General features: G+C 66.4%; 20 protein-coding genes, 1 tRNA gene and 1 pseudogene. 11 read left to right on the top strand and 11 right to left on the bottom strand.

Annotated features, from left to right (window positions below):
* Positions 1-12 precede the first annotated feature (12 nt).
* Positions 13-738, top strand: coding sequence for a helix-turn-helix transcriptional regulator (locus ACTMTF_RS28715; protein WP_397003328.1), 726 nt, complete (start codon positions 13-15; stop codon positions 736-738).
* 171 nt (positions 739-909) lie between these two features.
* Here the strand turns inward: ACTMTF_RS28715 and ACTMTF_RS28710 are convergent, their stop codons facing one another.
* The 3 genes from ACTMTF_RS28710 to aceE all read right to left on the bottom strand — a co-directional run bounded on the left by ACTMTF_RS28710 (position 910) and on the right by aceE (position 6,053).
* Complete coding sequence (locus tag ACTMTF_RS28710; protein ID WP_441113469.1) at positions 910-1,650, bottom strand: maleylpyruvate isomerase family mycothiol-dependent enzyme; 741 nt, start codon at positions 1,648-1,650, stop codon at positions 910-912.
* 10 nt (positions 1,651-1,660) lie between these two features.
* Positions 1,661-3,157 (bottom strand): alpha/beta hydrolase, encoded by a 1,497-nt coding sequence (locus ACTMTF_RS28705; RefSeq protein ID WP_441113468.1) that lies wholly within the window; start codon positions 3,155-3,157, stop codon positions 1,661-1,663.
* A gap of 148 nt (positions 3,158-3,305) precedes the next feature.
* On the bottom strand, positions 3,306-6,053 hold the full coding sequence (gene aceE, locus ACTMTF_RS28700) for a pyruvate dehydrogenase (acetyl-transferring), homodimeric type (protein WP_397003322.1): 2,748 nt from the start codon (positions 6,051-6,053) through the stop codon (positions 3,306-3,308).
* A 527-nt stretch (positions 6,054-6,580) separates the two neighbouring features.
* On the opposite strand from aceE, the gene ACTMTF_RS28695 reads away from it, so the two are divergent.
* The 7 genes from ACTMTF_RS28695 (at position 6,581) to ACTMTF_RS28665 (ending at position 9,638) form a co-directional block, all read left to right on the top strand.
* Positions 6,581-6,763, top strand: a complete 183-nt coding sequence (locus ACTMTF_RS28695) for a DUF1918 domain-containing protein (protein ID WP_397003320.1) — start codon at positions 6,581-6,583, stop codon at positions 6,761-6,763.
* 9 nt (positions 6,764-6,772) lie between these two features.
* Entirely contained in the window at positions 6,773-7,180 is a 408-nt protein-coding gene (locus ACTMTF_RS28690; RefSeq protein ID WP_397003318.1) for a secondary thiamine-phosphate synthase enzyme YjbQ, read from the top strand.
* Between the two features lie 117 nt (positions 7,181-7,297).
* Complete coding sequence (locus ACTMTF_RS28685; protein ID WP_397003316.1) at positions 7,298-7,726, top strand: DUF3052 domain-containing protein; 429 nt, start codon at positions 7,298-7,300, stop codon at positions 7,724-7,726.
* A 37-nt stretch (positions 7,727-7,763) separates the two neighbouring features.
* Positions 7,764-8,216: a peroxiredoxin gene (locus ACTMTF_RS28680; RefSeq protein WP_441113467.1), complete on the top strand. Its 453-nt coding sequence runs from the start codon at positions 7,764-7,766 to the stop codon at positions 8,214-8,216.
* An 80-nt stretch (positions 8,217-8,296) separates the two neighbouring features.
* A complete protein-coding gene (locus ACTMTF_RS28675) occupies positions 8,297-8,551 on the top strand; it encodes a hypothetical protein (RefSeq protein WP_441113466.1) in 255 nt (84 codons plus the stop codon).
* Positions 8,552-8,601: 50 nt separating this feature from the next.
* On the top strand, positions 8,602-9,549 hold the full coding sequence (locus tag ACTMTF_RS28670) for an ROK family protein (RefSeq protein ID WP_397003310.1): 948 nt from the start codon (positions 8,602-8,604) through the stop codon (positions 9,547-9,549).
* 17 nt (positions 9,550-9,566) lie between these two features.
* Positions 9,567-9,638 (top strand) — tRNA-Val (locus tag ACTMTF_RS28665).
* Positions 9,639-9,714: 76 nt separating this feature from the next.
* Here ACTMTF_RS28665 and ACTMTF_RS28660 read toward each other — a convergent pair.
* From ACTMTF_RS28660 to ACTMTF_RS28635, 6 genes are all read right to left on the bottom strand, one after another.
* Positions 9,715-10,869 (bottom strand): tyrosine-type recombinase/integrase, encoded by a 1,155-nt coding sequence (locus ACTMTF_RS28660; protein WP_441113465.1) that lies wholly within the window; start codon positions 10,867-10,869, stop codon positions 9,715-9,717.
* Positions 10,866-11,069, bottom strand: a complete 204-nt coding sequence (locus tag ACTMTF_RS28655) for a helix-turn-helix domain-containing protein (RefSeq protein WP_441113464.1) — start codon at positions 11,067-11,069, stop codon at positions 10,866-10,868. The genes ACTMTF_RS28660 and ACTMTF_RS28655 overlap by 4 nt, the downstream gene beginning before the upstream one ends.
* A complete protein-coding gene (locus ACTMTF_RS28650) occupies positions 11,066-11,356 on the bottom strand; it encodes a hypothetical protein (protein WP_441113463.1) in 291 nt (96 codons plus the stop codon). The genes ACTMTF_RS28655 and ACTMTF_RS28650 overlap by 4 nt, the downstream gene beginning before the upstream one ends.
* 253 nt (positions 11,357-11,609) lie before the next feature.
* Positions 11,610-12,464 carry a TRM11 family SAM-dependent methyltransferase gene (locus ACTMTF_RS28645; protein WP_441113462.1) on the bottom strand — a complete coding sequence of 285 codons (855 nt, stop codon included), beginning with the start codon at positions 12,462-12,464 and terminating at the stop codon, positions 11,610-11,612.
* A complete protein-coding gene (locus ACTMTF_RS28640) occupies positions 12,461-13,330 on the bottom strand; it encodes a DNA methyltransferase (RefSeq protein WP_441113461.1) in 870 nt (289 codons plus the stop codon). The genes ACTMTF_RS28645 and ACTMTF_RS28640 overlap by 4 nt, the downstream gene beginning before the upstream one ends.
* Before the next feature lie 122 nt (positions 13,331-13,452).
* A complete protein-coding gene (locus ACTMTF_RS28635) occupies positions 13,453-14,295 on the bottom strand; it encodes an IS5 family transposase (protein ID WP_441113460.1) in 843 nt (280 codons plus the stop codon).
* Between the two features lie 278 nt (positions 14,296-14,573).
* Between ACTMTF_RS28635 and ACTMTF_RS28630 the strand changes: the two are divergent.
* Positions 14,574-15,299, top strand: a pseudogene (locus tag ACTMTF_RS28630) (IS5 family transposase); the annotation flags it as partial.
* A gap of 94 nt (positions 15,300-15,393) precedes the next feature.
* Here the strand turns inward: ACTMTF_RS28630 and ACTMTF_RS28625 are convergent.
* Entirely contained in the window at positions 15,394-16,473 is a 1,080-nt protein-coding gene (locus tag ACTMTF_RS28625) for a hypothetical protein (RefSeq protein WP_441113459.1), read from the bottom strand.
* Positions 16,474-16,539: 66 nt separating this feature from the next.
* On the bottom strand, positions 16,540-22,848 hold the full coding sequence (locus tag ACTMTF_RS28620; RefSeq protein WP_441113458.1) for a DNRLRE domain-containing protein: 6,309 nt from the start codon (positions 22,846-22,848) through the stop codon (positions 16,540-16,542).
* A gap of 273 nt (positions 22,849-23,121) precedes the next feature.
* Here ACTMTF_RS28620 and ACTMTF_RS28615 point away from each other — a divergent pair, with 273 nt between their 5' ends.
* Positions 23,122-23,775, top strand: a complete 654-nt coding sequence (locus ACTMTF_RS28615; RefSeq protein WP_441113457.1) for a hypothetical protein — start codon at positions 23,122-23,124, stop codon at positions 23,773-23,775.
* A 126-nt stretch (positions 23,776-23,901) separates the two neighbouring features.
* Positions 23,902-25,227, top strand: a complete 1,326-nt coding sequence (locus tag ACTMTF_RS28610; RefSeq protein ID WP_441113456.1) for a TIGR02710 family CRISPR-associated CARF protein — start codon at positions 23,902-23,904, stop codon at positions 25,225-25,227.
* Positions 25,228-26,176: the final 949 nt, after the last annotated feature.

Below are 26,176 nucleotides of genomic sequence, written 5' to 3'. Positions count from 1 at the left end.
ACCGTCGCAGATGTGAACCGCACCGACCGGCTCTACGCGCTCGTCGAGGACCTGCGCGCCATCGCGCCGCGCCGCCGTTCGGCCCGCGAGCTCGCCGCCCGGTTCGAGGTCAGCGTGCGCACGATCGAGCGCGACATCACCGCGCTGCAGGAGTCGGGGGTGCCGATCTACGCCGAGGCCGGGCGCACCGGCGGCTACACCCTCGACAAGAAGATGTCCCTCCCGCCGCTCAACTTCACCCCGGCCGAGGCGGTGGCCATCGCCGTGGCGCTCGGCCGGGCGGGCGACCAGCCGTTCGGCAGGCAGGCGCGCAGCGCGTTACGCAAGGTGGTCGCCGCCATGCCCGGCACCGAGGGGGAGCTCGCCAGGGAGCTGGCCCGCCGGGTGCTCGTCGCCGAGCCGCCCGAGCCGGCCGGCGGGATCCGGCCGCTCGGCGCGGAGGGAGTCTCCCGCGCGATCGAGGAGGCGCTGCTGCGCCGCCGCGTGCTCCGGCTGGAGTACGCCGACGCCAAGGGGGCGCTGACCTCCCGTGACGTCGAGCCGGGCGTGTTCCTGGGTGGCCGGGGCGGGTTCTGGTATCTGGTGGCGTGGTGCCGTCTGCGTGACGACGTGCGCGTCTTCCGGTTCGACCGGATCGCCGCGGCGGCCGTCACCGCCGAGCGCTGCCCGGAGCGGCCGCTGGAAGGGTTCGCGACCGAGGTGCCCGAGATGGTGGTGCACGGCGCCGTTCTCGATTAATTGTTCTAAAACACCGACATAGGGTTGTCGCGCCGGTGTCGCATCATGGCCTGTGTCGAACGCGTCGCGGGCCGGGGGACATGCCTTCCCCGCGCCCCGGGCCCGCTCTCGCGAGTGACCGGTCTGCTCCTGGACTCGCCGCCGACCGCCGAGCGGCGGCGCGTCCAGGGCTCACAGCGTGGCGGTCCGCAGCCACCGCTCCAGCAGCGCCCGGTCGCCGTGCACGGTCAGCCCGTCGGCCGGGCGGCGTCCGTACACCAGGAGCAGCAGGTCGGCGGCCGGCGCGGGCACCGCCGCGTCCCCCTTGGCGTGCCCGCGCTCCCAGGAGATCCCGCCGTCGGCGGCCGGGACGAACGTCCACTCGCCCTGCGTGTCCGTGGCGTGCAGGTGGAAGGTGGCGCCCGCCATGCCGTCCAGCGCGGCCAGGCGCCTGGTCACCCAGCCGGCGGACGACAGGTTGCCGAGAAACTCCTCCACGCCGTCGGCCGCGACCGCCGGCTCGACGACCGGCTCGAGGCCGGCCGCGAGCTCGGCGTCGACCCGGTGCACGACCAGCTCGTACGCCATCCGGCGGGCCCACCAGCCGGCCCGGCCGCCGGGCCCCCAGGTCCACAGCGGCGTGTCCGGGTCGGTCGCGCGCAGCGTCCGGACCATCTCCGCCATCCCGGAGGTGAGCCACGCCTGGTCGCCGTGCTCGCCCTCGGCCAGGCCGTTGGGCACGTCCCGCGACCGGACGGGCTCCTGGGCGCGCGTCGTCACCAGGTGGGTCACCCACCGGTGCAGCGTGCCGAGGTGCGTGATGAGGTCCGCGAGGGTCCAGCCGGGGCAGGTCGGCAGCGGTGTCTCCGGCGCCGTGGTCAGCTTGGCCAGGCGCGCGGTCTCGTTCTCGATGAGCGCGAAGTAGTCCGTCACCCGGCCGAGCCTAGGCGGCCGCGCAACTGGCGCCCCGCTCGGGCAGCTTGCCCTTGATCAGATAATCGTCCACGAGCCGGGCGACGCACTTGTTGCCCGACAGGTAGGCGCCGTGCCCCTCGCCCTGGTAGGTGACGAGCGTGGCCGTCTTGAGCTGCGCGGTCAGCTTGGGCGCCCACTGGTAGGGGGTGGCGGGGTCGTTCTTGCCGCCCACCACCAGGATCGGCGCCGAGCCGGTCGCGTTCACCCGGGTGGCCTCGTCGCTGCCCTTGGCCGGCCACACCCGGCACAGCCCGCCGGACCCCTCGCTGCCGAACAGCGGCGAGATCTTCATCGCGGCGTCCTGCGTGCGCCGCAGCATGGCCTCGCTCGGACGCTCGGTGGTGTCCACGCAGGTGATCGCCGGGAAGCTGGTCATCTGCGTGGAGTAGGTGCCGTCCGGGCGACGGCCGGTGTAGGAGTCGGACAGGTAGAGCAGTGCCGAGCCGTCGCCCTGGAGCGCCTGGCCGAGCGCGTTGCCCAGCAGCGGCCAGGTGAGCTCCGAGTAGAGGGCGGCCGCGACGCCGGTGACCGCCAGGCCCTGGGTGAGCTCCCGCTGTCTCACCTTGAGCGGCTGCTTGGTCAGCTGGTTCATCAGCCGCTCCACGTTGGCGTTGGCGGCGGCGACGCTCTCGCCGACCTCGCACCGCTCCCTGACGCACGCCTTCAGGAAGCTCTCGTACGCCCTCTGGAAGCCTCGTGTCTGGGCCAGCGTGCGCTCCCTGAACCCGACCCTCGGGTCCAGCGGCGCGTCGAGCACCATCCGGCCCACGTTGCCGGGGAACTGCGTGGCGTAGACCGCGCCGAGCTGCGTGCCGTACGACATGCCGACGTAGTTGAGCTTCTCCTCGCCGAGGGCGGCGCGGATGCGGTCCATGTCGCGGGAGGCGCTGGCAGTGCCGACGAACGGCAGGATCTCGCCCGCGTCGCGGCCGCACAGCTCGGCGAACCGCTTGTTGGCCGCGTCGACCTTCGCGCGGGTCTCCGCATTGACGGGCAGCGTGTCCATCGCGGTGTAGGCGTCCAGGTCGGCGGGGCTGCCGCAGCGTACTCCGGAGCTGCGCTCGACGCCGCGCGGGTCGAAGCTGATCAGGTCGTAGCGGGCGCGCAGCGCCGACAGCGACTTGGCCGCCTGGTCCAGCGTGTCCACGCCGGAGGCTCCCGGGCCGCCGAAGTTGAACAGCAGCGAGCCGATCCGGTTCTTCTTGTCGGTCGCCGCGAGCTTGATCAACGCGAGGTCGATCCGCTCGCCGTCCGGCGCGCCGTAGTCCAGGGGCACCGAGAGTTTCCCGCACCGCACGGTGGGATCCTGGCGGGCCGGCGGCTCACCGTCGGGACGGGTGAGATCCGTGCAAGGACCCCAGGCGATCTTCTCCGTCTCGGGCACCACATCGGCGGCAGGCTTGGCCGGGCTCGCACAGGCGGTGGCCGTCACGGCCAGGGCGGCAGCGGCAAGGACGCGGCGCATACGACTCTTCCCCTCATCGGCACAGGGGGAGGTAGTGCCCACAATACGTGAGCGTTCACGTAAGTGAGGGTGACGACGCGTACAACAGCGGCCCCTCGCGAAGTCTCTTCGCGAGGGGCCGCCGTGACGGTCGGGTCAGATGCCCGTGTCAGATGCCCATCGACTGCGTGTCGTTGCTCTCGGCGCCACCGGCCTCGGTCACGCCGTTCTTGAGGTGGTAGCGGGCGATCGCCTCGCGCAGCACCTCGCCGTCGAGCTCGCCCCGCTTGACCAGGCTGGTCAGCACGGCCAGCGTGATGGAGGCGGCGTCCACGTGGAAGTGGCGGCGCAGCGCCGAGCGGGTGTCGGACAGGCCGAACCCGTCGGTGCCCAGCGAGGACCAGTCACCCGGCACCCACTGCGCGATCTGGTCCTGCACGGCCTTCATGTAGTCGCTGACGCCCACGATCGGCCCCGACGCCTGGGACAGCGCCTGGGTGACGTACGGCACCCGCGGCTCGGCGTCCGGGTTGAGCAGGTTGTGCTCGTCGCAGGCCAGCGCCTCGCGGCGCAGCTCCGCCCAGGACGTCGCCGACCAGACGGTGGCCGAGACGCCCCAGTCCTCGGCCAGCAGCCGCTGCGCCTCCATCGCCCACGGGCCCGCCACGCCCGAGGACAGGATGTTGGCCTTCGGCCCCTGTGTCTGCGGGCCCTCGGCGAACCGGTAGAGGCCCTTGAGCAGCGCCTGCAGGTCGAGGTCGGCGGGCTGGGCGGGCTGCAGGTAGGGCTCGTTGTAGACGGTCAGGTAGTAGAAGACGTCCTCCGGCTGCTCGCCGTACATCCGCCGCAGGCCGTCCTGGACGATGTACGCCACCTCGAACGCCCAGGAGGGGTCGTAGGAGATCGCGGCCGGGTTGGTCGAGGCGATCAGCGGCGACTGGCCGTCCTCGTGCTGCAGGCCCTCGCCGTTGAGCGTGGTGCGGCCGGCGGTGGCGCCCAGCAGGAACCCGCGGGTCATCTGGTCGGCCATCTGCCACATCTGGTCGCCGGTGCGCTGCCAGCCGAACATCGAGTAGAAGATGTAGATCGGGATCATGTGCTCGCCGTGCGTGGCGTAGGCCGAGCCGGCCGCGATCGCCGAGGCCATCGAGCCCGACTCGGTGATGCCCTCGTGCAGGATCTGCCCCTGCACCGCCTCTTTGTACGACAGCAGCAGCTCCCGGTCGACGGCCTCGTAGTTCTGGCCGTGCGGGGAGTAGATCTTCGCCGTCGGGAACATCGCGTCGAGACCGAACGTGCGCGCCTCGTCCGGGATGATCGGCACGAACCGGTGGCCGATCTCCTTGTCGCGCATGAGGTCCTTCAGCACGCGGACGAAGGCCATCGTGGTGGCCACCTGCTGCTTGCCGGAGCCCTTGCGGAAGCCCTGGTAGATCTCGTCGCCGGGGAGCTTGACCGGCTTGGCGCGCATGACCCGCTTGGGCAGCACGCCGCCGAGCGCCGCGCGGCGCTCCTTCATGTACTCGATCTCGGGGTCGTGCTCGCCCGGGTGGAAGTACGGGGGCAGCTCGCCTTCGAGCGCGGAGTCGGGGATCGGCAGGTAGAGCCGGTCGCGGAACTCCTTGAGCTCGGCCTTGGTGAGCTTCTTCATCTGGTGCGTGGCGTTGCGCGCCTCGAAGTCCTTGCCGAGCGTCCAGCCCTTGATGGTCTGGGCCAGGATCACCGTCGGCTGGCCGACGTGCTCACGGGCGGCCTTGAACGCGGCGTAGACCTTGCGGTAGTCGTGGCCGCCGCGCGACAGCTTGCGGATGTCGTCGTCGGTCAGGTGCTCGACCATCTTGCGCAGGCGCGGGTCGCCGCCGAAGAAGTTGTCGCGGATGTAGCCGCCCGACTCGACGGAGTAGGTCTGGAACTGGCCGTCGGGGGTGGTGTTCATCTGGTTGACCAGCACGCCGTCGACGTCCGCGGCGAGCAGCGGGTCCCAGTCGCGGCCCCAGACGACCTTGATGACGTTCCAGCCGGCGCCCCGGAAGTAGGACTCCAGCTCCTGAATGATCTTGCCGTTGCCGCGTACGGGGCCGTCGAGCCGCTGCAGGTTGCAGTTGATGACGAAGGTGAGGTTGTCGAGCTCCTCGCGCGAGGCCAGGCCGATCGCGCCGAGCGACTCGGGCTCGTCCATCTCGCCGTCGCCCAGGAACGCCCAGACGTGGCTGCGGCTGGTGTCCTTGATCTGGCGGTTGAGCAGGTAGCGGTTGAACCGCGCCTGGTAGATCGCGCCGATCGGGCCCAGGCCCATCGAGACGGTCGGGAACTCCCAGAAGTCAGGCATCAGCCGCGGGTGGGGGTAGGAGGGCAGGCCGTGGAAGCCGTGCGACAGCTCCTGGCGGAAGGCGTCGAGCTGCCCCTCGTTGAGCCGGCCCTCCAGGAAGGCGCGGGCGTAGATGCCCGGCGCCGCGTGGCCCTGGAAGAAGACCTGGTCGCCCGACTCGCCGTGGTCCTTGCCGCGGAAGAAGTGGTTGAAGCCCACTTCGTAGAGCGACGCGGCCGAGGCGTAGGTGGCGATGTGGCCGCCCACGTTGGTGCGGGCGTTGGCGCGCGTCACCATGATCGCGGCGTTCCAGCGGATGTAGGCCCGGATGCGCCGCTCGACGTGCTCGTCGCCGGGGAACCAGGGCTCACGCTCCGGCGGGATCGTGTTGATGTAGTCGGTGCTGCGCAGGCCCGGCACGCCGACCTGGTGCTCGCGGGCCCGCTCCAGCATGCGGAGCATCAGGTAACGGGCTCTCGTGCGGCCCTCCGTCTTGACGACGTTGTCGAGGGACTCGAGCCACTCGTTGGTCTCACTGGGGTCGACATCAGGCAGCTGGCTGGGTAGGCCGTCGCTGATGATCGAGAAACGCTGGCGTCCGGAAGCCACTGGGTCTCGCCTTCCGAGGATGACTGATGTCTGGTCTGGGTCGCTTTCCATCCTGGTCGCTAGTCGTAGAAAGTGCATCTCTACTGGCGAGTAACCAGGGTGCCCCTGCAGGCAGGGGTGTCACAGGTGGCCTAGTCCACCGATGGTAGGACGAATCACGGCCTAGGTTACCGCCGCATCTCAATTTAACAAGAACAGAAAAGCTACGAAATTTTGCCTACACGTCTTCGAGTATCCCCCGGCCCGGTTCGGGCGTCACATCCGGGCCGCCGGAGTCTAGCCGCGCCCCCGCTGATCAGGCGCTCCGGGGTGCCGCCCCGGTCGCGGGACGTCGCGGGGACGTCGTGGGGACCGGGGTCCACGGTCTCGTCCTGCCCGCGTGACGGCCCGGCATTCCGCCTTGCGCGGAACTTGCCAGCAGACTCGCAGGAATCGGCCGGCTCGGTAACGGTTTGGTCATCAATCCTTGTCGCCTCCGGGAGGGCCGGCCTCTTCTCGTACGGCACTCGACGTACGAATCTGGAGGTATGAAGGCGACGCTTGGCGACCGGCTCGTGGTGCACGGGAACACCGTTGGCGAACGGGACCGGAGCGGAATCATCATCGAGATCCAGGGCCCCGGCGGCGGGCCTCCGTACCTGGTGCGATTCGACGACGGGCACACCACGCTGGTGTTTCCCGGCCCTGACGCCGTGGTCATGCATACATAGGATCTCCGTGTGAGATCTGAACTCATCTCGGTGGCCACAGGTTCACGGGAGACGGTGCACGACATCACCCGCGAATGCGCGGAATTCGTCCGTACGCAGGGCGAGGACGGGCTGCTGCACGTCTTCGTCCCGCACGCGACGGCCGGAGTCGCGCTGCTGGAGCTCGGCTCCGGCAGCGACGACGACTTGCTTTCAGCGCTGGGCGAACTCCTGCCCGCCGACGACCGGTGGCGCCACGCCCACGGCTCGGCAGGGCACGGCAGGTCGCACGTCATGCCCGCGCTGATCCCGCCGTATGCCACGATCCCCGTCCTGGGTGGGAGACTGGCCCTGGGCACGTGGCAATCAGTGGCCCTCGTGGACCTCAATGTCGACAACCGGCAACGCCAGGTTCGGCTGTCGTTTCTATCGGATTGATTCTGGCCGAGTACGGCCGTACCCGTGGCGACCGTTGACGACCGAGGGTCACAGCGTGTGGACTGTCCCGAAGCGATAAACCGCATAAGCGGGGCCACTCAAGCAGGAGGGATAAACGTGAGCGCGACCGCGGGTCAGGCGCAGGGCGAGCGCGGCCTGGCCGAACGACTTGGCCTCAAGGCGGGTCAGGTGGTGCAGGAGATCGGTTGGGACGAGGACGTCGACGACGAGCTTCGGGATTCCATCGAGAGCCTCACCGGCAACGATCTGCTGGACGAAGAGACCGACGACGTCGTCGACGTGGTGCTGCTGTGGTGGCGTGACGGCGACGGAGACCTCTTCGACGTTCTGACCTCCGCGATGCGAGCACTCGCCGAGGGCGGTCAGATCTGGCTGCTGACTCCAAAGGCCGGGCGTGACGGCCACGTGGAGCCGAGCGACATCGGGGAGGATGCCACGACCGCCGGTCTTTCACAGACCAGCAGCATCTCCGCCGCGCCCGACTGGTCAGGGACCAGGCTCGTCGCGCCGAAGGGCCGGCGGTAAGGAGCACGAGCGTCAGGCGTACGGCAGGATGAGACGCGTGAACGCGCATCCTGTCGAGGTCGGTGCCCAGGCTCCGGATTTCGAGCTGCGGGACCAGCACGGCACTCCGGTGAGACTTTCTCAGTTCCGGGGCAGGAAGGTCGTGCTGGTCTTCTACCCGCTTGCCTTCAGCGGGGTATGTCACGGTGAGCTGACAGCGCTGCGCGCGTTCCAGGCCGACGCGCAGCTGCTCACCGTCTCGGTGGACTCCCTGTTCACCCACCGTGCCTGGGCGGATCAGGAGGGTTTTTCTTTCCCTCTACTCTCCGATTTCTGGCCACATGGACAGGTCGCGCGGGCGTACGGTGTCCTCGACGAGGCGAAGGGCGTCGCGCGTCGGGGGACTTTCATCCTCGACGGCGAGGGCGTGATCCGCTGGTCGGTGGTCAACCCGACCGGCCAGGCGCGTGACGTCGCCGACTACCTCAAGGCACTCGCCGACATTTCGTAACGGAGGCAACGATGCCCTGCTACCGCTGCGGGGCCCGGCAGACCGATCCGGTCCGAGGCGCCAGTCCATGGAAGCGCGGCGTGCGCCGCGAGACGCAGGTGCTGATCTGCCCGGACTGCCAGCGACTGCACGGCCTGGACCTGGAGGCGTGCGAGACCTGCGGGTCCACGACGCTGATCTGCCGGCTCGGTGAGGTGGAGTGCCGCTCGTGCGGCTCCGTACGGCCGGCCCGCTCCGACTCCCTCGTGGGGTTGGAGCTGAGCACGCCCCCGGGGCTATCGGGGCTCTCGGCCGAGGTGGAGGCCGCACTCAACAGGGTGCTCGGCCGCGCCTGACACCCTGGGCCTTTCCGGACATTTGCTGAGCTGCGATATCGTCTCGTTCCGTGTCCTCTACTTCGTTCGTCGTCGCGCTGGACGTCGGTGGCACGTCCATGAAGGGCGGCCTGGTCAGTGAGTCGGGCGCGGTGCTGCTGTCGGAGCGGCGGCACACCCCCCGCTCCGAGGGCCCGGAGGCGGTCGTCACCGCCATCCGCGACTTCATCGGCCACCTCGCCACCTCGGGCGACGGCACGCCCGCAGGCGTGGGCCTGGCCGTGCCCGGCCTGGTCTCCGAGGACACCGCCATCTACGCCGCCAACCTGGGCTGGCGCGACATCCCCGCCAAGGACTTCACCGACCTCGACGCCCCGGTCATGCTCGGCCACGACGTCCGCACCGGCGGCCTCGCCGAGAACGTCCTCGGAGCGGGACGAGGGGTCGCCGACTTCCTCTTCCTCCCCATCGGCACCGGCATCGCCGGCGCCATGATCGTGAACGGCGAGCCGTACGGCGGCACCTCCGGCTGGGGCGGCGAGATCGGGCACATCCCCGTCTTCCCCGACGGCGAGCAGTGCGCCTGCGGCCAGTTCGGCTGCCTGGAGACCTATGCGTCGGCCGCCTCCGTGGGCAGGCGCTACAGCCAGCGCGCGGGCCTGGAGGACGTACGGGCCGAGCAGGTGGTCACCTCCGACGACCCGGTGGCCATCGAGGTCTGGGACGAGGCCGTGGAGGCCCTCTCGCTCGCCCTGGCCACCTACACCCTCCTGCTGGACCCGTCCATGATCGTCCTTGGGGGAGGGCTCGCCGAAGCGGGGCCCGCGCTTTTTGACCCGGTTCGTACGCGCCTCGTCAAGCGACTCGCCTTCCGTGACGCGCCACCGCTGCTTCCCGCCGCCCTCGGGGTGGACGCCGGGATGCTGGGGGCGGCGCTGCTGGGGTGGCGGGCGGCGGGGCGGCCTGAACTGGGGGCGGGGTGGGAAGTGGAGGTGCGGTCGGCGCCGTTGGTGTCGTAAGGTGTAGTGCCGATCAGGGGCGGTTAGCTCAGGGGTAGAGCACTCGCCTTACAAGCGAGGGGTCACTGGTTCGAAACCAGTACCGCCCACCTGCGGAAACGGCCCGCTTCCGATCAAGGAAACGGGCTGTGGGTCACTAACTGGGTGACTATGCGGGCTGGGTCACTATGCGGTGAAGATCACGTTCATGGCCTCCGCCCCTTGCATGAGAACCGGCCGGATTTGCTTGCGGTAGACCGTCTCGGTGACGACCGTGCTTCGGTGGCCGACCAGGCGGGAGATGTCCTCGATCGGGACTCCGGAGTCCGACAGCAGCGAGACGAAGCTGTGCCGCATCTCGCGCGGTGACCATTCCTTGCCGATGAGCCCGGCGCGGTCGAGGATCTTACGGAAGTCCCGCCGCACGTTGTGCGCGGTGAGCGCGTTGCCGCTCTGGGTCCGGAAGACCAGCCCGGAAGTGTCGTCCTGTTCCTCGTGAAGTTCGCGCAGCGCTTCCGCGCAGAGGCGAGGAAGCTTGAGCGATCGCCGGGACTTCACCGTCTTGGTGTCGCCTTTGGCCCGTACGGACCGCCATACGTAGGTCGCGAATTCTTCGTGCTCCCAGCCGGCCTCGCTCACCGGCAGCCAGGCTTCCGACTTCCTGTCGTAGGCGACGACATGCGACCAGGTGAGCGCCCGTAGTTCCTCTGTCCGGGCGCCGATCAACAGCGAGAGTACGAGGTAGGCCCGCATGCGTGGGGTCGCCTTCGTGGCGGCGTCAATGATCGCTTGAGCCTGGGGGAGTGTCAGCGCCTTGGACGACCTGCCTGCCCGCCCTTCGGGGATCTCACAGAGATCGACGACGTTCCGCTTCACCTTGTCACGTCGCATCGCATTCTTGATCGACCGGTTCAAGATGGCGTGGATCAGCTTGAGTGATCGCATGCTGAGCGTGTCCCGCTTGCTTGCGAGCCACTCGTCCACGTCCTCCACGGAGAGGTCACGCAGCTTGCGTGCGCCGAGAGCGGGAATCACGTGCGTCTCGGCATAGGTCGTGTACATCCGGACGGTGCTTGCCGACCGTCCGCCCAGCCCGTGTTCGAGCCAGTACTGGGTGGCCTCGCGCACGGTGTAGTTCGTCGGTGCGACGGCCGAGCCGTCCTCGTGCTCCCGGAGGATCTCCTTGAGTTTCTCCTTGGCCTCCGTCTTGGTCTTGCCGCGGGCCTTCTTGACGATTCGTTTCCCGGCGGCGGTGTAGCCGAGGGTCACCGTGGCGGTCCAGCGCTGTCGCTCTTCGTCCCAGTGCAGACCGCCGTCTCCCTTGCTCCGTCGTGTGGTCATGATGCCCTCGCTTCGCGTTCAAGAAGATCGATGTATTCGGCGATGGCCGCCGCTGGGATCAGCCGGGTACGGCCCTGAGTGACGGACCTCAGCCGGCCTGATCGGATGAGTTCGTAGATCACACTGCGGCTCATGCTGAGTAGGGCCATGGCCTCGTGCACGCGATATAGCCGCCGCTCCGGTGGATACGGTGGCGTCATTCGTGCCCCAGCTGCGTTGCGATCGAGCGGGCCAGGGAGACCCGCTGGCGGATGTACACGGCCATGATTGTCTTGCTGGAGGTGCGGTCCTTCAGACGCAACCGCCAGCCCCATGACGCCTCCGGGACCAGGTTGCTCTCGGTCGACACTCGGCTGTAGAAGCCGAACCCGATCGTCATTTCACCAACTCCTTCACGGTCTGTGGCTTCTTGGTTGCGGGCAGCGGCGTCGAGCAGGATCCGCAGCGGTACGCCTGCCATGGACGGCACGGCCAAACGCGGCTTCACCAGCCGCGTTGTTCACGACTCGCTCCGGCTCCGAACGGGTCCCCGCGTCCACCGGTGGCCGGTCCGGGCCCTACGGGCCCACCACCCCCGGTGGTCCTACATGACCGCTCGTCTCGACGATCAATGTCAACGACGGTCTGGACACGGCCTCCTGCTCGTCCAGCCGCTGACGGCTGTACGCACGGCCTGTTGAAACTGGAGGATTTCCTCCTCGGTGTGCTCCTGCGTCAGCGGTTGCCGGAGAGCGAGACCCTCACCCCTCGCCACCCCGCTTCCGCAGGATGAGCAGGTCCTCGTGGGCCGCGGCGCACACCGCCAGCCCTTTCTCCTGGTTCCTCCAGGCGTCCAGCATCTGGAAGAACGACGCCCGATTCACCAACCCGCCGTCACGCAGCCCGCACAGCAACGCCGCCATACGGTGCGTGAGCACCAGGCCGGCCTCCTCTGCTGTCGCGATGACCTGGCCGGGAAGGTCGATGAGCTGCCCGTCGACCCGGATCGGCCGAATGGTGATCGCGACAACACCGCCTGGCCGCAGCAGTTCTCCGCAACCGGACAGGATCCGCCCGAAGCCCTCCATCAGCTCGGGCAGACGCCGATGCGCAAGGTTGCCCTTGTCGGTGGAGTAACGGTGGTTCCACTTCTCGACCGGCCCGCCACCGTCTCGACTACCGGAGCGGATGTGCCCATGTGTATGCGCCCCATAGGGCGGGGAGGTCAGCACCAGCGCGGCCTTGCCCCGCAGGCTCGTGAACACGGTTGCGATGTTTCTCGCGTCCCCGCAGGTCACCAGAGCATTCCCCGTCGCCCCTTGAGAGCGGGCGTGCTGGATGTTGGCGGCGGTGATGCCAGCGAAGTCCGCCTCGTACTCCATCCCCGCCGCTTCCCGCCCCAGATGCATCGCCTCCACCACCGTGGTCCCGATCCCGCACATCGGATCCACCACCAGCTCGCCCGGCTCGGTGAACGCGGAGATGACCTGGGCGGCGATCGACGGGAGCATCTTGCCCGGATGCCGCATTGACTCCGCGACATACCGGCCACGCCGCTGAACGCGCGACTGCAACTGGCCGGTGACCAGCACCGACGACAGAATGTTCTCGTTCATCGGACACCTCCGGCGGAGCGGGTGAACAGGCAGACGTCCGCGTGCACCGACACCACCGGCGGCAGCTCCGCAGACTGGGCACGGCGAAGCTGCGCCAGCTCCGCCGGCCCAGACTGAACCACGAGCGCGTCACCCTCGACTGGGACACGCAGCGCGATGACGTGCTGAAGGTAGGTAAGCCCGGCCCGCGCCGCGTGCCGGATGATCCCCGGTGCGACATCCACCAGCCTGCCCCGCTCGTACCGTGCCGTTGTGATCACCGCTAGGTGACCACCCGGCGCGAGAACATGCCGCGCATCCTCCAGGAACCGGCCCAGCTGCGTCCCCCCGAGCGTCGGCTGCTCCGCTCGACACGCGGGGCAGGAGACCCCCGCCGAGTCGACCGGCCGTCCGAATTCCGGGTACGGCGGAAGCGCCGCGATCAACAGCTCAACCCCACCCTCAAGCCCGAGCAGTGCTTCCCGCAGCGCGTGCGGCCCGTGCGGGCGCATTCTCACCGCCGCCCGCTGATCCGCCGTAAGCTCCTCCCGCAGGCGGCCAACGAGGTGCTGGGCGACCGGCAAACGCGGAACACACCCGATCCCCAGCCGCCCCATTTCAGCCGCCGCGACGAGCACTGTCTCACTTGTCGTGAAGACATCGGCGACGATTCCACCCGAACGGGTGCAGGTGCCGATCAGATGCCGTGCTAGCTCTCGCCCAACGGCCTGGCGATGTCGCCCGCATACCGCGTCGGTAGCGGGCGGACGATCCTTGACACTAGCTCCTGCGGGCGCGGTGTCGGAACACAGCCACACCGAGAGCGGCACCAACCGCCTCTCAGCATCCCGCGAGTCCTTCGGCCGCGGTGCTTCGTTCTTGCTCATCTACGGTGACCCGTGACGGTCACCCGTTCCCATGCACTGAAACACCAGCTGATCGGCGCTGATTGGAACCGCTCACGTTCTTAGTGGGTGTTTGATCCTGGGAGTTCTGACTGGTTCGTATTTCAGGTGCTTCGCCAGGTTGGGGTGGATTCGCGGGTGAGGCGGCGGGTCATGAGGTTGATCATGGCATTGTGGATCATGGCTTCGGAGCGGGCCGGCAGGGTCTCGTAGTCGCGCACCAGGCGGCGGTGGAGCATCAGCCAGCCGAAGGTCCGCTCGGCGACCCAGCGGCGTGGGAGCACGGTGAATCCTCTGGTGGTGGGGTCGCGTTGGACGACTTCGACGTCGATGCCGAGGGCGGCGGTGCCTTCGATGACCTTGGAGCGGTAGGCGCTGTCGGCCCAGGCCTTGGTGATGGCCGGGTTGTCCGCGGCGACCTGGGTCAGCAGGGGCAGGCCGGCGGCGCTGTCGGAGACGCCGGCGGCGGTGACCAGCACGGCGACCAGCAGGCCGAGGGTGTCGGTGACGATGCTGCGCTTACGACCGGCGATCTTCTTGCCGGCGTCGTAGCCCTGGCTGTGGGCGGGGACGTTGGTGGAGGTCTTGATGCTTTGGGCGTCGATGACGCAGGCGCTCGGGTCGGGGTCGCGTCCTTCGCCGGTGCGTACTAATCGTCGGAGGAGGCCGCTGAGCTGGGAGAAGATGCCGTCGGTCTGCCAGTGGGCGAAGTAGCCGTAGACGGTCTGCCAGGGTGGGTACTCGTGCGGTAGGTAGCGCCAGGGGATGCCGGTGCGGTCGACGTAGACGATGGCATTCAGGATGGCGCGCAGGTCGTGCTCGCAGGGGCGCCCGATGTCCAGGCCCTTGCCGCGGCGCTCGGTGCGCCAGGCGCTCAGGACGGGCTCGACGAGTTCCCACCGGGCGTCGGACAGGTCGCTGGGGTAGGGGCGCTGCTGCTCGGCCATGCTTCCGGCGTACCTCATTCGCCATCGTCTGCCCAGCCCTCAGCGTCAACTTGCTGCTACGCATGGTGACGAGTTCGGCATTTTGGGATGAGACAGGATCTTCCAGGATGAGACCGGCGTTCTGTGGTCTGCTCATCGAATCCCGCCGTACCTATACCTCTCGAAAGCACGCAAACGAGGCACGCAATCGGACGGACATATCAGGCTAAGCATCACCTCAAAGGATCAAACACCCACTTAGACCGTGACTCATTTGGGGGTCGGTCGTTAGGTCGATCGTGGATGCGTTCCTTCAGCGACTGGTGCCCGATGAGTTGTGGGAGTTGTTTCAGCGGGTGGTCCCGCCGGCGCCGACGCGGCCGCAAGGTGGCGGGCGGCGGCGGGCCGAGGATCGGGTGATCCTGGCGGCGATCGTGTACGTGGCCACCACCGGGTGCGCCTGGCGGCAGTTGCCGCCGGTGTTCGGCGCCTCCTGGCAGACGGTGCACCGCCGCTTCACCGGGTGGAGCGCAGCGCGGGTGTGGGCCAAGCTGTACCGGATCATGCCGGACGAACTCGGCGCCCGGGGAGAGCTTGACCGGTCGCGGTGTGCGATCGACTCCGTCAGCGTGCGGGCTGTCAAAGGGGGGGAGCCGACAGGTCCGAATCGGCTCGATCGCGGCAAGAAAGGGTCGAAGATCCACCTCATCACCGAGCGCACCGGTCTGCCCCTCGCTGTCGCGATCAGCGCCACCAACGTCCACGACAGTCTGGCGCTGGAGCCGTTGGTGCGCGGCATCCCGCCGATCCGTTCCCGCCGCGGGCCGCGACGGCGACGCCCGGCCAAGCTCCATGGTGACAAGGGCTACAACTACGCCCATCTGTGCACCTTCCTGCGCGGCCGGGGCATCATCCCGCGCATCGCCCGCCGTGGGATCGAGTCCAGCCAACGGCTGGGACGTCACCGCCGGGTGGCGGAGCGCACCGTCTCCTGGCCGGCCGGCCGCCGCTGCTTACACCGGCGCTGCGCCCTCTCCGTCAGACGGCGGACCTTGATCACCACATAATCCGAAGTAGCGAGCCTGAGGTCAAAGAGCACTTCAGATGGTGACCGAAGGTCTACTGAGCAGCCTCGTCGCCCTCGCGTATTGACTCGCGAATCCAAGTTCTGATCTCGGGCCATTCCTCCGACAGCGCGAATCTGGCATAGGTGAGGCAGTCGAGGAAATCGGCTCCCCTATCGAGAGAGCGCAGGCCGTGGCGGACCGCGTTGGCTGCCACCCATCGCCGCCAGGTGTCTTCGTCTTCCTCTCGGACGGCATAGCCGCGCCCGGCCCATCGCTCACCGAGGGTCTCCCCTTCTTTCCGTATCTCCTCCAGTAGGGCGACGTCAAGGGGGCGTCCGTCGTGTACCGCCCGCACAGCGCGGGTGATCGCAGTCAAGCCAAGATTGAAACGCTCGACGAGAACGTTGACCGTCCGCAGCAGTACCGCCCGCCGGTGCTCCCGGGACGCCAGATGGAGTTTGGCATTCATATCCGGTTCGTAATGCCACAAGCCGAGTGGGGGGCAATCATCGGAGATGAGCGGATCGACGATCGCTACTTGGCGAGGCCGGTCGAACCAGTCCATGGGTAGGCGCGCGCCGGTGCGTGCTTCAACGATCGCCATTGCGGTCGCCTTTGTGGCCGGCCAGGGAGCGTCGGCAACCTCTTTCAATGCTGCCGCTTCCTCTGCCACCGCATCTGGATCGACTCCATACAGCATTCCCGGGTCAAGTGTGGGAATCCGAGCGAGCCACTGTCCGTATGCTGCGTACGACAGCCCTCTCGTGCCAGCGATGTTCCACGCCAGGTGCCAAACCTGCGCGTCATGGCTGAGCCAGGCCATAACCTGCTCCCTACCAGCATAGCTGAACCCACCGGGCTCAACTAGCATGGTCGCGGTACCTGCCTGCCCCAGGTAGACAGCTTTGCCCTCCAGGAACCCGGCCTCTTCGGTGAACTCCTCATCGGACTCCACCAGCACCGGATGCGCGCCGCCGGTCAGTCGCGTTGCGATATTTTCGAGGGGTATGGGCTTCCCGAGAGGGCGAATGACGGTCCAGGCTAGCGCCTCCCCGAACGGTGCGCTGGATTGGATGAGGTCTGTGTAGTGGGTGACGGCATCATGAAAATTCATGGGTGATGAGCCATTCATCTGTGAGGGGATAAATGAGCCGTCGTGGAAACGGAAGGCGTTTCCACGACGGCAGGCGATTAATTTCTAGCCTACGCCATCGTAGTAGCTAGAATCTTCATCGATGTTCCCCGGCCAGCACAAGTCTTCCATCCTAGGAAGCGGAACCGGCTTGCCGGGGAATCTGTTGAACATCACATCTTCGTACAGAATCCTGTCATTGTTGTACAGGCGTCCCAGCAGGTTTCCGGCGATCTGGTTATGGTCGGAGGACATCGCGCAGACGGAGAGATTGCCCGCTTTGTCGCCCTCAGCGGTGCGGTTTCCTGCGGACTGGAAGGGATACTCGTCGCAGTCCTGACTGTTATTTCCATAGCTGGGCCACAGGCTTCGACACCTTGTGACAGCCCGGCCGTTGCTGTTGTCCTTTCTGGGTGGGCCAACTCGCCATAGGTACTGATCCTCGGGAGGGCGGTTGGTCCCGTTTATCGCACAGCCATGGATTATTTTTGCTGGATTTTTTGGGAATGTATCTAACTTATCGTAACAGGCCTTCCAGTAATGAGTTGTTGCCTTGTCATATCCCCGGCCCATGCGCCATTCGATGGAAGGGATTACTGGGAGGATGCAGCCGCCTGTGGTGCGCGATACCTGCTTGCTATCGGCAGTGTCGCATCTGATGACAGCATCCTTTCTGGCTGCGCCATATACCCATTTAATGCGTTCCGCGTCTTCAGTATGAGAAATTTTCGCATACTGGTCGAAGACGCAGTTGGAGATCTTTTCGGTGTTGTCGACATCGGCACCGCTACGATCTCTACGCACTAAAGGCGCGTCTCCGGGAGCGGCGCGGAACCGGAAAGTGCCTACATGCTTGGGTTCATTCTGGGGAGGGTCGAAGAACTCGAACCATTCCTTCATGGTCTTGGTAATGTTATTGCGCTGGGGGTCTCCATTGAAGGAGGTGATATGTTTGCAGGAGCTTTGATTACTTGCCACGCTCATGCCTACGGTAAGTTCGACATCACTTACCGCGCCCCAATTGTCCCATGCGTCGAAGGCGTGGTCCATGTAGACCTCGAACCAAATATCACGGGTGGTTGCTCCGCTGTCGATCCCGCGGCGCCCAGAATATGTTTTGGCGATGAACATTAAACTACCTTGCCAGCCGCCTTCGTTGTCGTAAAGGTCGGCCGGCTGATCCGACTCATCCGGCTCATAGACGAAGACGGAGTTGCGGAAGCAGCCGCTGAACCGGTTCTTCAACAAACCGTACTCACGCTTACCACCCCCCCAGTCCTTCTTGCACGTTGCCGCATTGATCCTGTCGTAGGTCCACGGAGGATCGGCCGCGATCCTTGCAGTCGAGTCGCCATCGGATGCTTCTGGGACAACTGCGCTCCCGTCCATGAGGGCGAACACCTCATCAGCGAGAAGTTCCCTGCCGTACACCCAGACCTCGTCCAACGTGCCGGTGATCGCGGTGCCCAGTGTCATTGCGCTGGAGGCGTGCCAAGGCGTGAAGGTGAGGGATGTGCTGCCGATACTCTGCCCGTTCAGGTAGAGGCTGGCCATGCGTGAGCCATTTGTGTACGTGGCAGCCACGTGGAACCACTTGTCGACCGGCGGCTCAACCGCGGACCTCACCCCCTCAACCGCTGCTGCCGGATCGTCGGCGCTGGTGAAGGTGAACACCAGACCATGTTCGGGGTCGTTGCCGAGGTGGAAGGGAGCCTGGTGGACGCCCCTCTGCTCTAGAACGGTGTAGGTGCCGTCCTTGTCGCTCACCCTTAGCCAGGCTGCCACAGTGAAGTCCGAGCCGCTGGAAAGAACCGAACCATTCGTCTGCGCGAACGGCCCGCCTTCCAGCAGAGTCGTCTTAACCGTGACCTGCTGCCAAGCCACCCAATCCGAGGAGCGGTCAGCTGTCACTGCTCTTACACGCCAGCGAACCTTCCATCCTTCTGTCAGCTCTCCTGGCGGGACGGCAAGTTCGCCGATGGTATCGGAGCCGACATTGTCGAGAGCACCAGCCCAGATTTGGCCGGTGCCCTGACCAGCGGGTGCGGCCGGGTCGTGCTCGATCTCAAACTCGGCCCGCATGGACTGACCATCCGGGTGCGTGAAGGTGGCCTTCAACGTGGGGATCAGTGTGGTGGTCACCGTACCGTCGATTACCACTGATGGAGTAAGCGACATGTTAGTTACCGTGGGGCTGGGCACATTGACAGTCAGATGCTGCCAGCCCGACCACGGAGACGCCGCGCTGGCCGAGACGGCACGAGCACGCCACCGCACCAGCCATCCATGAGTGAGTTTGTCAGCAGGAACAGAGAGGTTGGCCTGGGTTCCAGCCGGAACGTTGTCAACACCTCCGATCCAGATTTGCCCGGTGCCCTGACCAGCGGGTGCGGCCGGGTCGTGCTCGATCTCAAACTCGCCCCGCAGATTGCCGCCAACCGCGTCGTTGACCTGCGCGAGCAGCGCTGGAGTAAGTGTGTTGGTGATGGTCTTGCCGTCCACCTGTGTAGATGGGGTGACCTGGAGCGCGCCAACGGTTGGTTCGGACACCGGGTCTGGGATGTCGATGGTTAGATTTTGCCACTGAGCCCAAGGCGAACTGACGGTTGTGGCCGCATTGACGGCCCGAGCACGCCAGCGTATCTTCCATCCGTCGGTCACCATTCCGACCGGGACAGTAATGGTGGCCTGCGCACCGGATGCGACATTGTCGACACCGCTGGTCCAGATCTGTCCGCTGCCCTGGCCGGTCGCGGCGGGATCATGGTCAACCTCGTACTCGACTCGCAGCGGCTGACCAGCGGGGTCGTTAGCCGTCGCATGCAATGCCGGTGTGAGGCTTGTGGTGGTTGTTGTACCGTCCACCACCTGCGCAGGCGTAACCTGCAACGCATTCACGGTCGGATTTGGTACATCCACGGTGGCCAGCTGCCATGCCGTCCAGGCCGAGTTTGTCAAAGCGCTGCCGTTGACGGCGCGAGCTCGCCAGCGGATCATCCATCCGTCGGCCAGTTTCCCTGCGGGCACGGCTACTGTCGTCTGCGTGCCAGATGCGACCGCAGACGAACTGCCTGCCCAGATCTGTCCGCTGCCCTGTCCGGCAGGTGCGGCGGGATCGTGCTCGACCTCGAATTCGCCGGTGAGCGTACCGCCAATGGCGTCGGCAACGGTTGCGGACAGCTGCGGAATGAGCGAGGTGGCCACGGTGGTGCCATCCACGTTCTGCGCAGGAGAGATTCCCAGGCCGCTCAAAGTGGGCGTGGAGGCGGGGCCGCTGGTAGTGATGGTCAACGTGGGCGGGGAGTTGAAGTCGGTCTCTTCGGAGGAGGGGAAGAGCCGGTAGTTGTCGCTGGTGTTGGCCTCGTTGGGGTGTTGCAGCACGAGGCCGTGGTTGGCGGCGCCGCCTGCCCAGTCCTGGGCGATGGCGGTGACGGGCCATTGCATCGGTGTCGGTTCGCAGGCTGCCCTGTTGATCTGGGCGTCTTCGGTGGTGGAGGTCGGTTTGTTGGCCCAGTGCAGGTTGTTCTCGTCCCACGCCGAGGTCAGGCGGCGGACCTGGATGCCCGCGCCGACCTGGGGGCCGCAGGTGGGGGCGTCGATGTTGAGCAGCGACAGTTTGGCGTCGGTGACCGTGGTGCCCGCCAGCGCTGTGGTGTCGAAGCGCAGATGTACCCGAAACAGGCCGCTACCCAGTCGTCCGGCCAGCATGTACGGGAGGGTCGGGTCGGCCGTCTGGCCGGCGTCCATCTCGGAGTAGAGCTCGATGTCATCGTTGAACGGCAGCGTGGTGGTCGGATCCACGCGCACCGGATAGGTGGTGGCCGGGTCGGTCAGGAAGGCGTGGTCGGGCTTGAGCACCAGCTCGGTGCGGCCGTCCTTGGTGACCACGTCGGTGGCGATCTTCGCGTGCCTGGCCTTGGGCAGCCGCCGGCCCTTGGCGCTGGCATCCCACATCACCGGCTGCGGCGCCGAGGCTACCGGCTTCTTGCCCTTACCGGCGGTGAGCAGCAGACGCCCGCCCTTGCCCTCCGACAAGGTCAAACCGCCGGTCTGCACACCGATGCGCAACTCCAGCGGCTTCGACGGCCGCTGCCGCAGCACCACGTCATGCCGGAACCCGGTCGGCAACACCGTCACCACCAAGTCAGCCCCGACACCGGCGGCATCGGTGTAGGTGGCCACGCTGCCCTTGACCGTCGGCTTGGGCAGTGGCGTCGGCCAGCTCAACGCGTATGAGCGCCCGTCGGCGGTCATCGTCACGAACGGGTCCATACCTCCCGAGGAGATTTCGAGAGTGGCACCGACCACCATTGCTTTAGGCTTCAGTATTCCGCCCTGCTCGCTCAGGGTGGTGTCGATCGGTATCCAAGTGCCGTTGCGCTTAGTTCGGACTGGCCCTGAGCGGACCTCAGTCGTAAACGACTTTCCGCCAGGGTCGGCGTACGTAATGCTGGTCTCCGTTGTCTCTTCCGGAACCTCGACCTTTACTCCCTGAACTGCAGCCTTACGGGAGGCGATAACGCGGGCGGGCAGCAGGCTTTGAGCGATCGGTTCGGCTGCGGTTGGGTTGCTGACACCGACGTTGGTGAGCGCGGAGGTACTGACTCCCGGAGTCCACGCGATGCCGTCGTTGACGGTCGCATGATGATTGTTTCCTGAACTGTCAGCGGCTGCTGTGCCACTGCCTTCGTCGAACGACCAGCGTGCTGTCACCTCGTCCTCCGGCGGAGGGAGCGGCGTCTCCACCTCTTCGGGAGGAGCGACGTAATCCTGGTCACTGTTGACCAGGTAATCCTGAGCCTGAGGATGACTTACGGGCTCAGGCTCAGGAAGGGTGTTGCCTACTCGTCCGTCGGCGACCAGTTGGTTGAACTCCCCATGAGTGGCAGGGAAGGATTCGCCAGCATCCAGCATCAAAACGCCGAGTTGGGGCTTCTTAGCTAGCTTGAAGTCGACCGTGAGGATGGGCGGGTGGAGCGTGCCCTTGCATTCTTCCCGCGGTTCCGTGGTGCAGCCGCCGGCCTCGTAGGTCCGGTAGCGTCGCCAGTTCCTGAGGTCCGATTCGTTGCCGGCGGTGAGCCGGATGCCGTAGTTGGTTTCGCCGTCGACCCACGCTTGGACGATGTCGTCGACCGAATGGATTAGGTCCCATTCGTAGGCCATCGAGCCGGAGCAGTCGGGACTGTATGCGCCGTACTCGGTGTCCGCGCCCACGTTGGTGACGGACGGCTGGTCGTCCCAGTGAAGCGATGTCTCGTCCCAGAAGGAGGTGATCTGCCGCGCCGTGATGCCGGAGCCGACCTGCGGCCCGCAGTCGTTGGACAGGTGGTTCCACAGGATCAGGTCGGCGTTCTCCACCGTGCTGCCGGCGAACTCGTCGGGCACGTCGGGGAACTTGAGGTAGCTGCGCCAGCGCTTGGCGACGTTGGAGGCGTAGGACTTGCCGGCCAGGATCCGGTCGAGGGTGAAGCCGGCCCAGCTGTCCTGGTAGTCAACGTCGTTGATGAAGGTGTCCATGCCGTTCGATTCGCTGGTGTCGGTCTCCCACCAGTCGTCCGCGGCGGCGGTCATCGTCACCGGGTAGGTGACCGCCGGGTCGGCCAGGAATGCCGTGTCCGGTGTGAACACCAGGGTTTTGCCGTCCTCGCCGAGGGTGACGGCGGCCTTGCCGATCTTGCCCGCGTCGATCGGGGCGCCTGCGTCGGAGGCGGTGGCGTCCTGCAGCAGGGTCGGCCGCACCTCGGTGAGTGTCTTGCCGTCCTTGCTCACGATGAGGGGCTGATCGGCGGCGTTCTTCTTGAACGACAGGCCCGACGGCAGGTCCACCGGCACCCGGAAGGAGACTGGACCGGTGGGCCGTTCGGCGATGGTGATCTGCTGCCGGAAGCCGGTCGGGTTCGCGGTCACCACCAGGTCGCGGCCCTTGCCGTAGGCGTCGGGGTAGGTGGCGGTGTTGCCGTTCAGCTTGGGCTCGGGTAGGGCCGACGGCGTGGCGATCTTCGCTGTGGCGTCCGCTGTCCGGCTTTTGAGCAGGGTCTTGTTTCGACCCGCGGACAGGACGAGATCGCCCTTCGCGACCTTGGGTTTGATCGAACCGTCCGCTTCCACGAGGGTGGTGTCGATCGGGGCGAAGCCCTTACCGTCGGCGTCCTTGACGCGGATCGGCTGGGTGTGCATTTCCATCCGGACCGTCTTGCCGTCCGGGTTGGCGTAGTACGTGGCGCTTTCCGAGCGCAGCGGCTCGATCTCGACGCGCCGGTTGTCCTTTTTGGCCTGCGCCAGCGCCTTGTCGGTGGGCGTGGTGGGGGTGCTTGGCGGCGGTGTTGTGGCGGTGGGGGATGGCGTGGGGTCCTGGGCGATCGCCGGCGCGCTCATCAGTGAGAGCGGCAGCGTTAGAGCCGCGATCAGGGCAGCGCGGCGGCGCGTCTGGCTGGATAAGCCGGACGCTGTTCGTGAAGTGTTCACTCCAGCCTTTCGAACAGATGTGCAAAACGGAGTGATCATCACACGTGTCGTGATCTCTGTAAAGATCCTTTTCGGTGACGGGAAAGGTGGTTTCCGTGAGCATCGGATCTGTGGAGATGGCAAGGGTGCGCTGTAGCGACAGGCCTGGGTTGGTGTATCCGGCCACGTGAAAGTGTGCGGGCAGTGCAGTGGGCGCTGATCGCGCCCGATGCGGCCGCCTATCCGCCTGCGGTCCGGTGCCCGGCGGAGATGAGGGAGGAGATCTTAAGAGGGCGCGGTGCGTGGCTCGGCGGCGACGAACGTGATCGGGTGACGTTGCGCCGGCCGCCAACTCAGGCTGAGTTGGAGCAGGTCTCCGGCCTACTGAAGGCGTGGTCGGACGAGCCGGCGGCGCTGGCCAGGCGGCGGGAGCGAGAACGCGCGGCGGCGACCTTCCGCAAGGATCTCAAGATTGCCCTCGGCCTGTTGGACCGGCTCAGCACATGTCCGGTGTGCGGGGAGAAAGAGGAAGCGGGGCATCAGTTCAACGCGAGAGAAAGCACGTTCCGAATCGTCTGCGCCCGGTGCAGAAACGACTGGGGGACACAGACCTGCCGATGGTGCCAGGCCGCATTCCCCACTGTTCAGCTGCGCAGGACCCAGCTCAGCAGCTATCCCGGCCCAGTCGAAGCGCCAGGTCACGGCATTCTCGCCATCTCCTGCCAGCGTACGGGTCAGTTCACCGTCTACATCTGTCCGAACTGCGGGAGGTGCGGAAACGAGGGCGGCCGCGCCGAAGGGCCGTGCCAGCGATGCGATGTGGACGTCTCTCCGGCCGATCCCTCCGACAGCGAATAGGAAAGACATGAACTCCACCGAGGCGGACGTCAAGATTCGCGAGATCCTGCGCGGCGAGGAAACCTGGGGTGGGGTTCCCCCTCGGATCAGGCCACGGCCTTCTTCCTCGACACGATGCTCGACGACATGGTGACGCGGGTTCGCCGACGCAACAGCGCACTGCGCCGCCCGGTCGATCTGCTGATCAGCATGAGCGGCTTCTCACCGCTCACCACGATCCTCGCCTACGAGCTGATCCGGCCCCGTCGCCTGCTCGTCATTTACTCCGAGCAGGCAAACGCGAGCGTGGACTTCATCGCGAGCCGGGTCATCGGCCCTGGGCGGCTTCGCTACCAGGACTTCTCACACCGCTCCGTTGAGCCCACTGACCCTCAAGGCGTCTACCGGGAGGTCAAAGCGGAGCTGGACCGCTCCGCGACGCCGGACGACAGGCGGTTGTCCGCGGTGATCGACATCACCGGCGGCAAAAAGGTCATGAGCGCCGCGGCCGCGCTGGCGGCCTGGCAGCTCAACCTCGGCATCTGCTACCTCGACGGCGAGTATGACCAGGAGTTCCGCCGCGTCGTTCCCGGGGACGAGCGACCGCTGCTCCTCGACAACCCGACGGCCCTGTTCGGGGAGCAGGAGATGGCGGCCGCGCTGGAGACCTTCAGGAACGGGGCCTTCGGCAGCGCCCACGCTCAGTACCAGGACCTGTGCGAGCAGATCGCCGAACCCGTACGCGCCCGCTTCATGCGTGCGCTCAGTGAGCTGTACCGGGCATGGTGCGATTTGGACCTGTCAGCCCTGCCCGACAGGATCGCGACGGTCGAAAGCGCGCTCGTCACCTATCGGGACCTCACGTCGGAGACCTACGACCGGATCAACGAGCAACTGGCGTTCCTTCGCTCGCTCACCACCGAGCCACCTGACCTCACCAGGCTGCTGGTCTGCTTCTACGTCCTGGGCATGCACTACCAGGCCATCGGACGGCACGACTTCGCGGCGCTGCTGTTCTACCGGACCGTCGAGGGCTGCCTGGCCCGCCGCCTGGAGCTGCGTTTCCCCGGCTTCAGCTGCAAGAAGGCTGACTACCGGTTGATCGGTGACATCGACGATCTCACCCGGGCCTACCGCAGGGCGATGTCCGACACCGGCGGTCGGGGCAGCGCGGAGCTGCCCACCGACGTCGACCTGAAGACGGCCGTGCTGCTCTTATACGCTCTCGGCGACGACTTCATGAGCCAGGCGGGGTTGCACACGCCGTCATCGGTCAAGAGCCTGCGCGACCTCGCCGCGGTCCGGAATGATTCGGTGCTCGCCCATGGCTACCGCACGATCTCTCCCGCCCAGTCGGACAAGCTCAGCGCTCGGGCCAAGCACCTGCTGACGGTCTTCTGGAAGCTGCACGGCCCGCCCGCTGACGTGCAGACTCTGTGCCAGAGGCTCCGTTTCGTGGACACCGACCGGTGATTCGGGCATCGGCGGCGTAGCCGGGGCCAGCCATTAGGGATGGTTTCCATGGGGGCCGCGACGTCGAGTTCAACATCCTGAAGCGGCTCGAGGGCACCGTTCGCCCCTCGAGCGCTGCCCATGGCGCAGGGAGCCGATCCCAGGGTTGGACATAATTCGGTCTCGATAGAGATCGGAACTGACTGCGTGTGTATCTCGTCGGCTTCGATTGGCTTGCTCGGGTCTTGATCAGTCAGCTCCCTGGCGATGGTCTTCCATAGCCTGACCGTGCTGGCATGGGAGAGGCCTTCCGTGATCTTGTCCGGATGCTGGAAGGTCTTGAACTCGAAGAACCGTGTACCTTCTCCACCAACTCGACCGGAATGGACAGTTTGCTGAATTGTTGAGACGTGGAACCCTCGGCCGCTGCGCCAGTGCCCGATCGATGATCTCTTGATTCACCCAATGGTCGAGGGCCACGACCGCCTGCGTCCATGCCGCCCAGTAGAGGTCAGTGCCCTGCCGATTACTCGACCGGGCGCATGGCTGGGTATATACCGAGGGTAACGGTGGGTCATGTGTGGCCTGTGATGATTGTCCGTCTTCGTGCATTCCCGGTGTTTAGTTCGGTAATGCATGGTCCCGGAGAAGGGCAGTCCAGCGGGGCGGTGAGGCTATGTGCGGCCGGAACCGCAGTTCTGGGTGACTATCTGGGTGACAATCGCCCCGGCCACCCGTGGATCCGTCAGGACGCGCTTGGACCGAAACCGCAGGTCAGGGACCAAGGTTCCCTTATTTCGCTACTATCCGAGTTGACTTACAAGCGAGGGGTCACTGGTTCGAAACCAGTACCGCCCACCTGACAGTGCCAGAGCCACCCACCTGTTACCCAGTGAACCGCGCCGGGTCTGATGGAGACTTGATTCCTTGAGAGGATCGAGTCATGGCACGTCCGTCCCCCTACCCTCCC

This window comes from Nonomuraea sp. ZG12 (assembly GCF_052068115.1).
In the GTDB taxonomy this organism is placed as follows: Bacteria; Actinomycetota; Actinomycetes; order Streptosporangiales; family Streptosporangiaceae; genus Nonomuraea.
The sequence above is the reverse complement of the archived record's forward strand: the minus strand, read 5'-3'. Positions and strand labels throughout refer to the sequence as shown.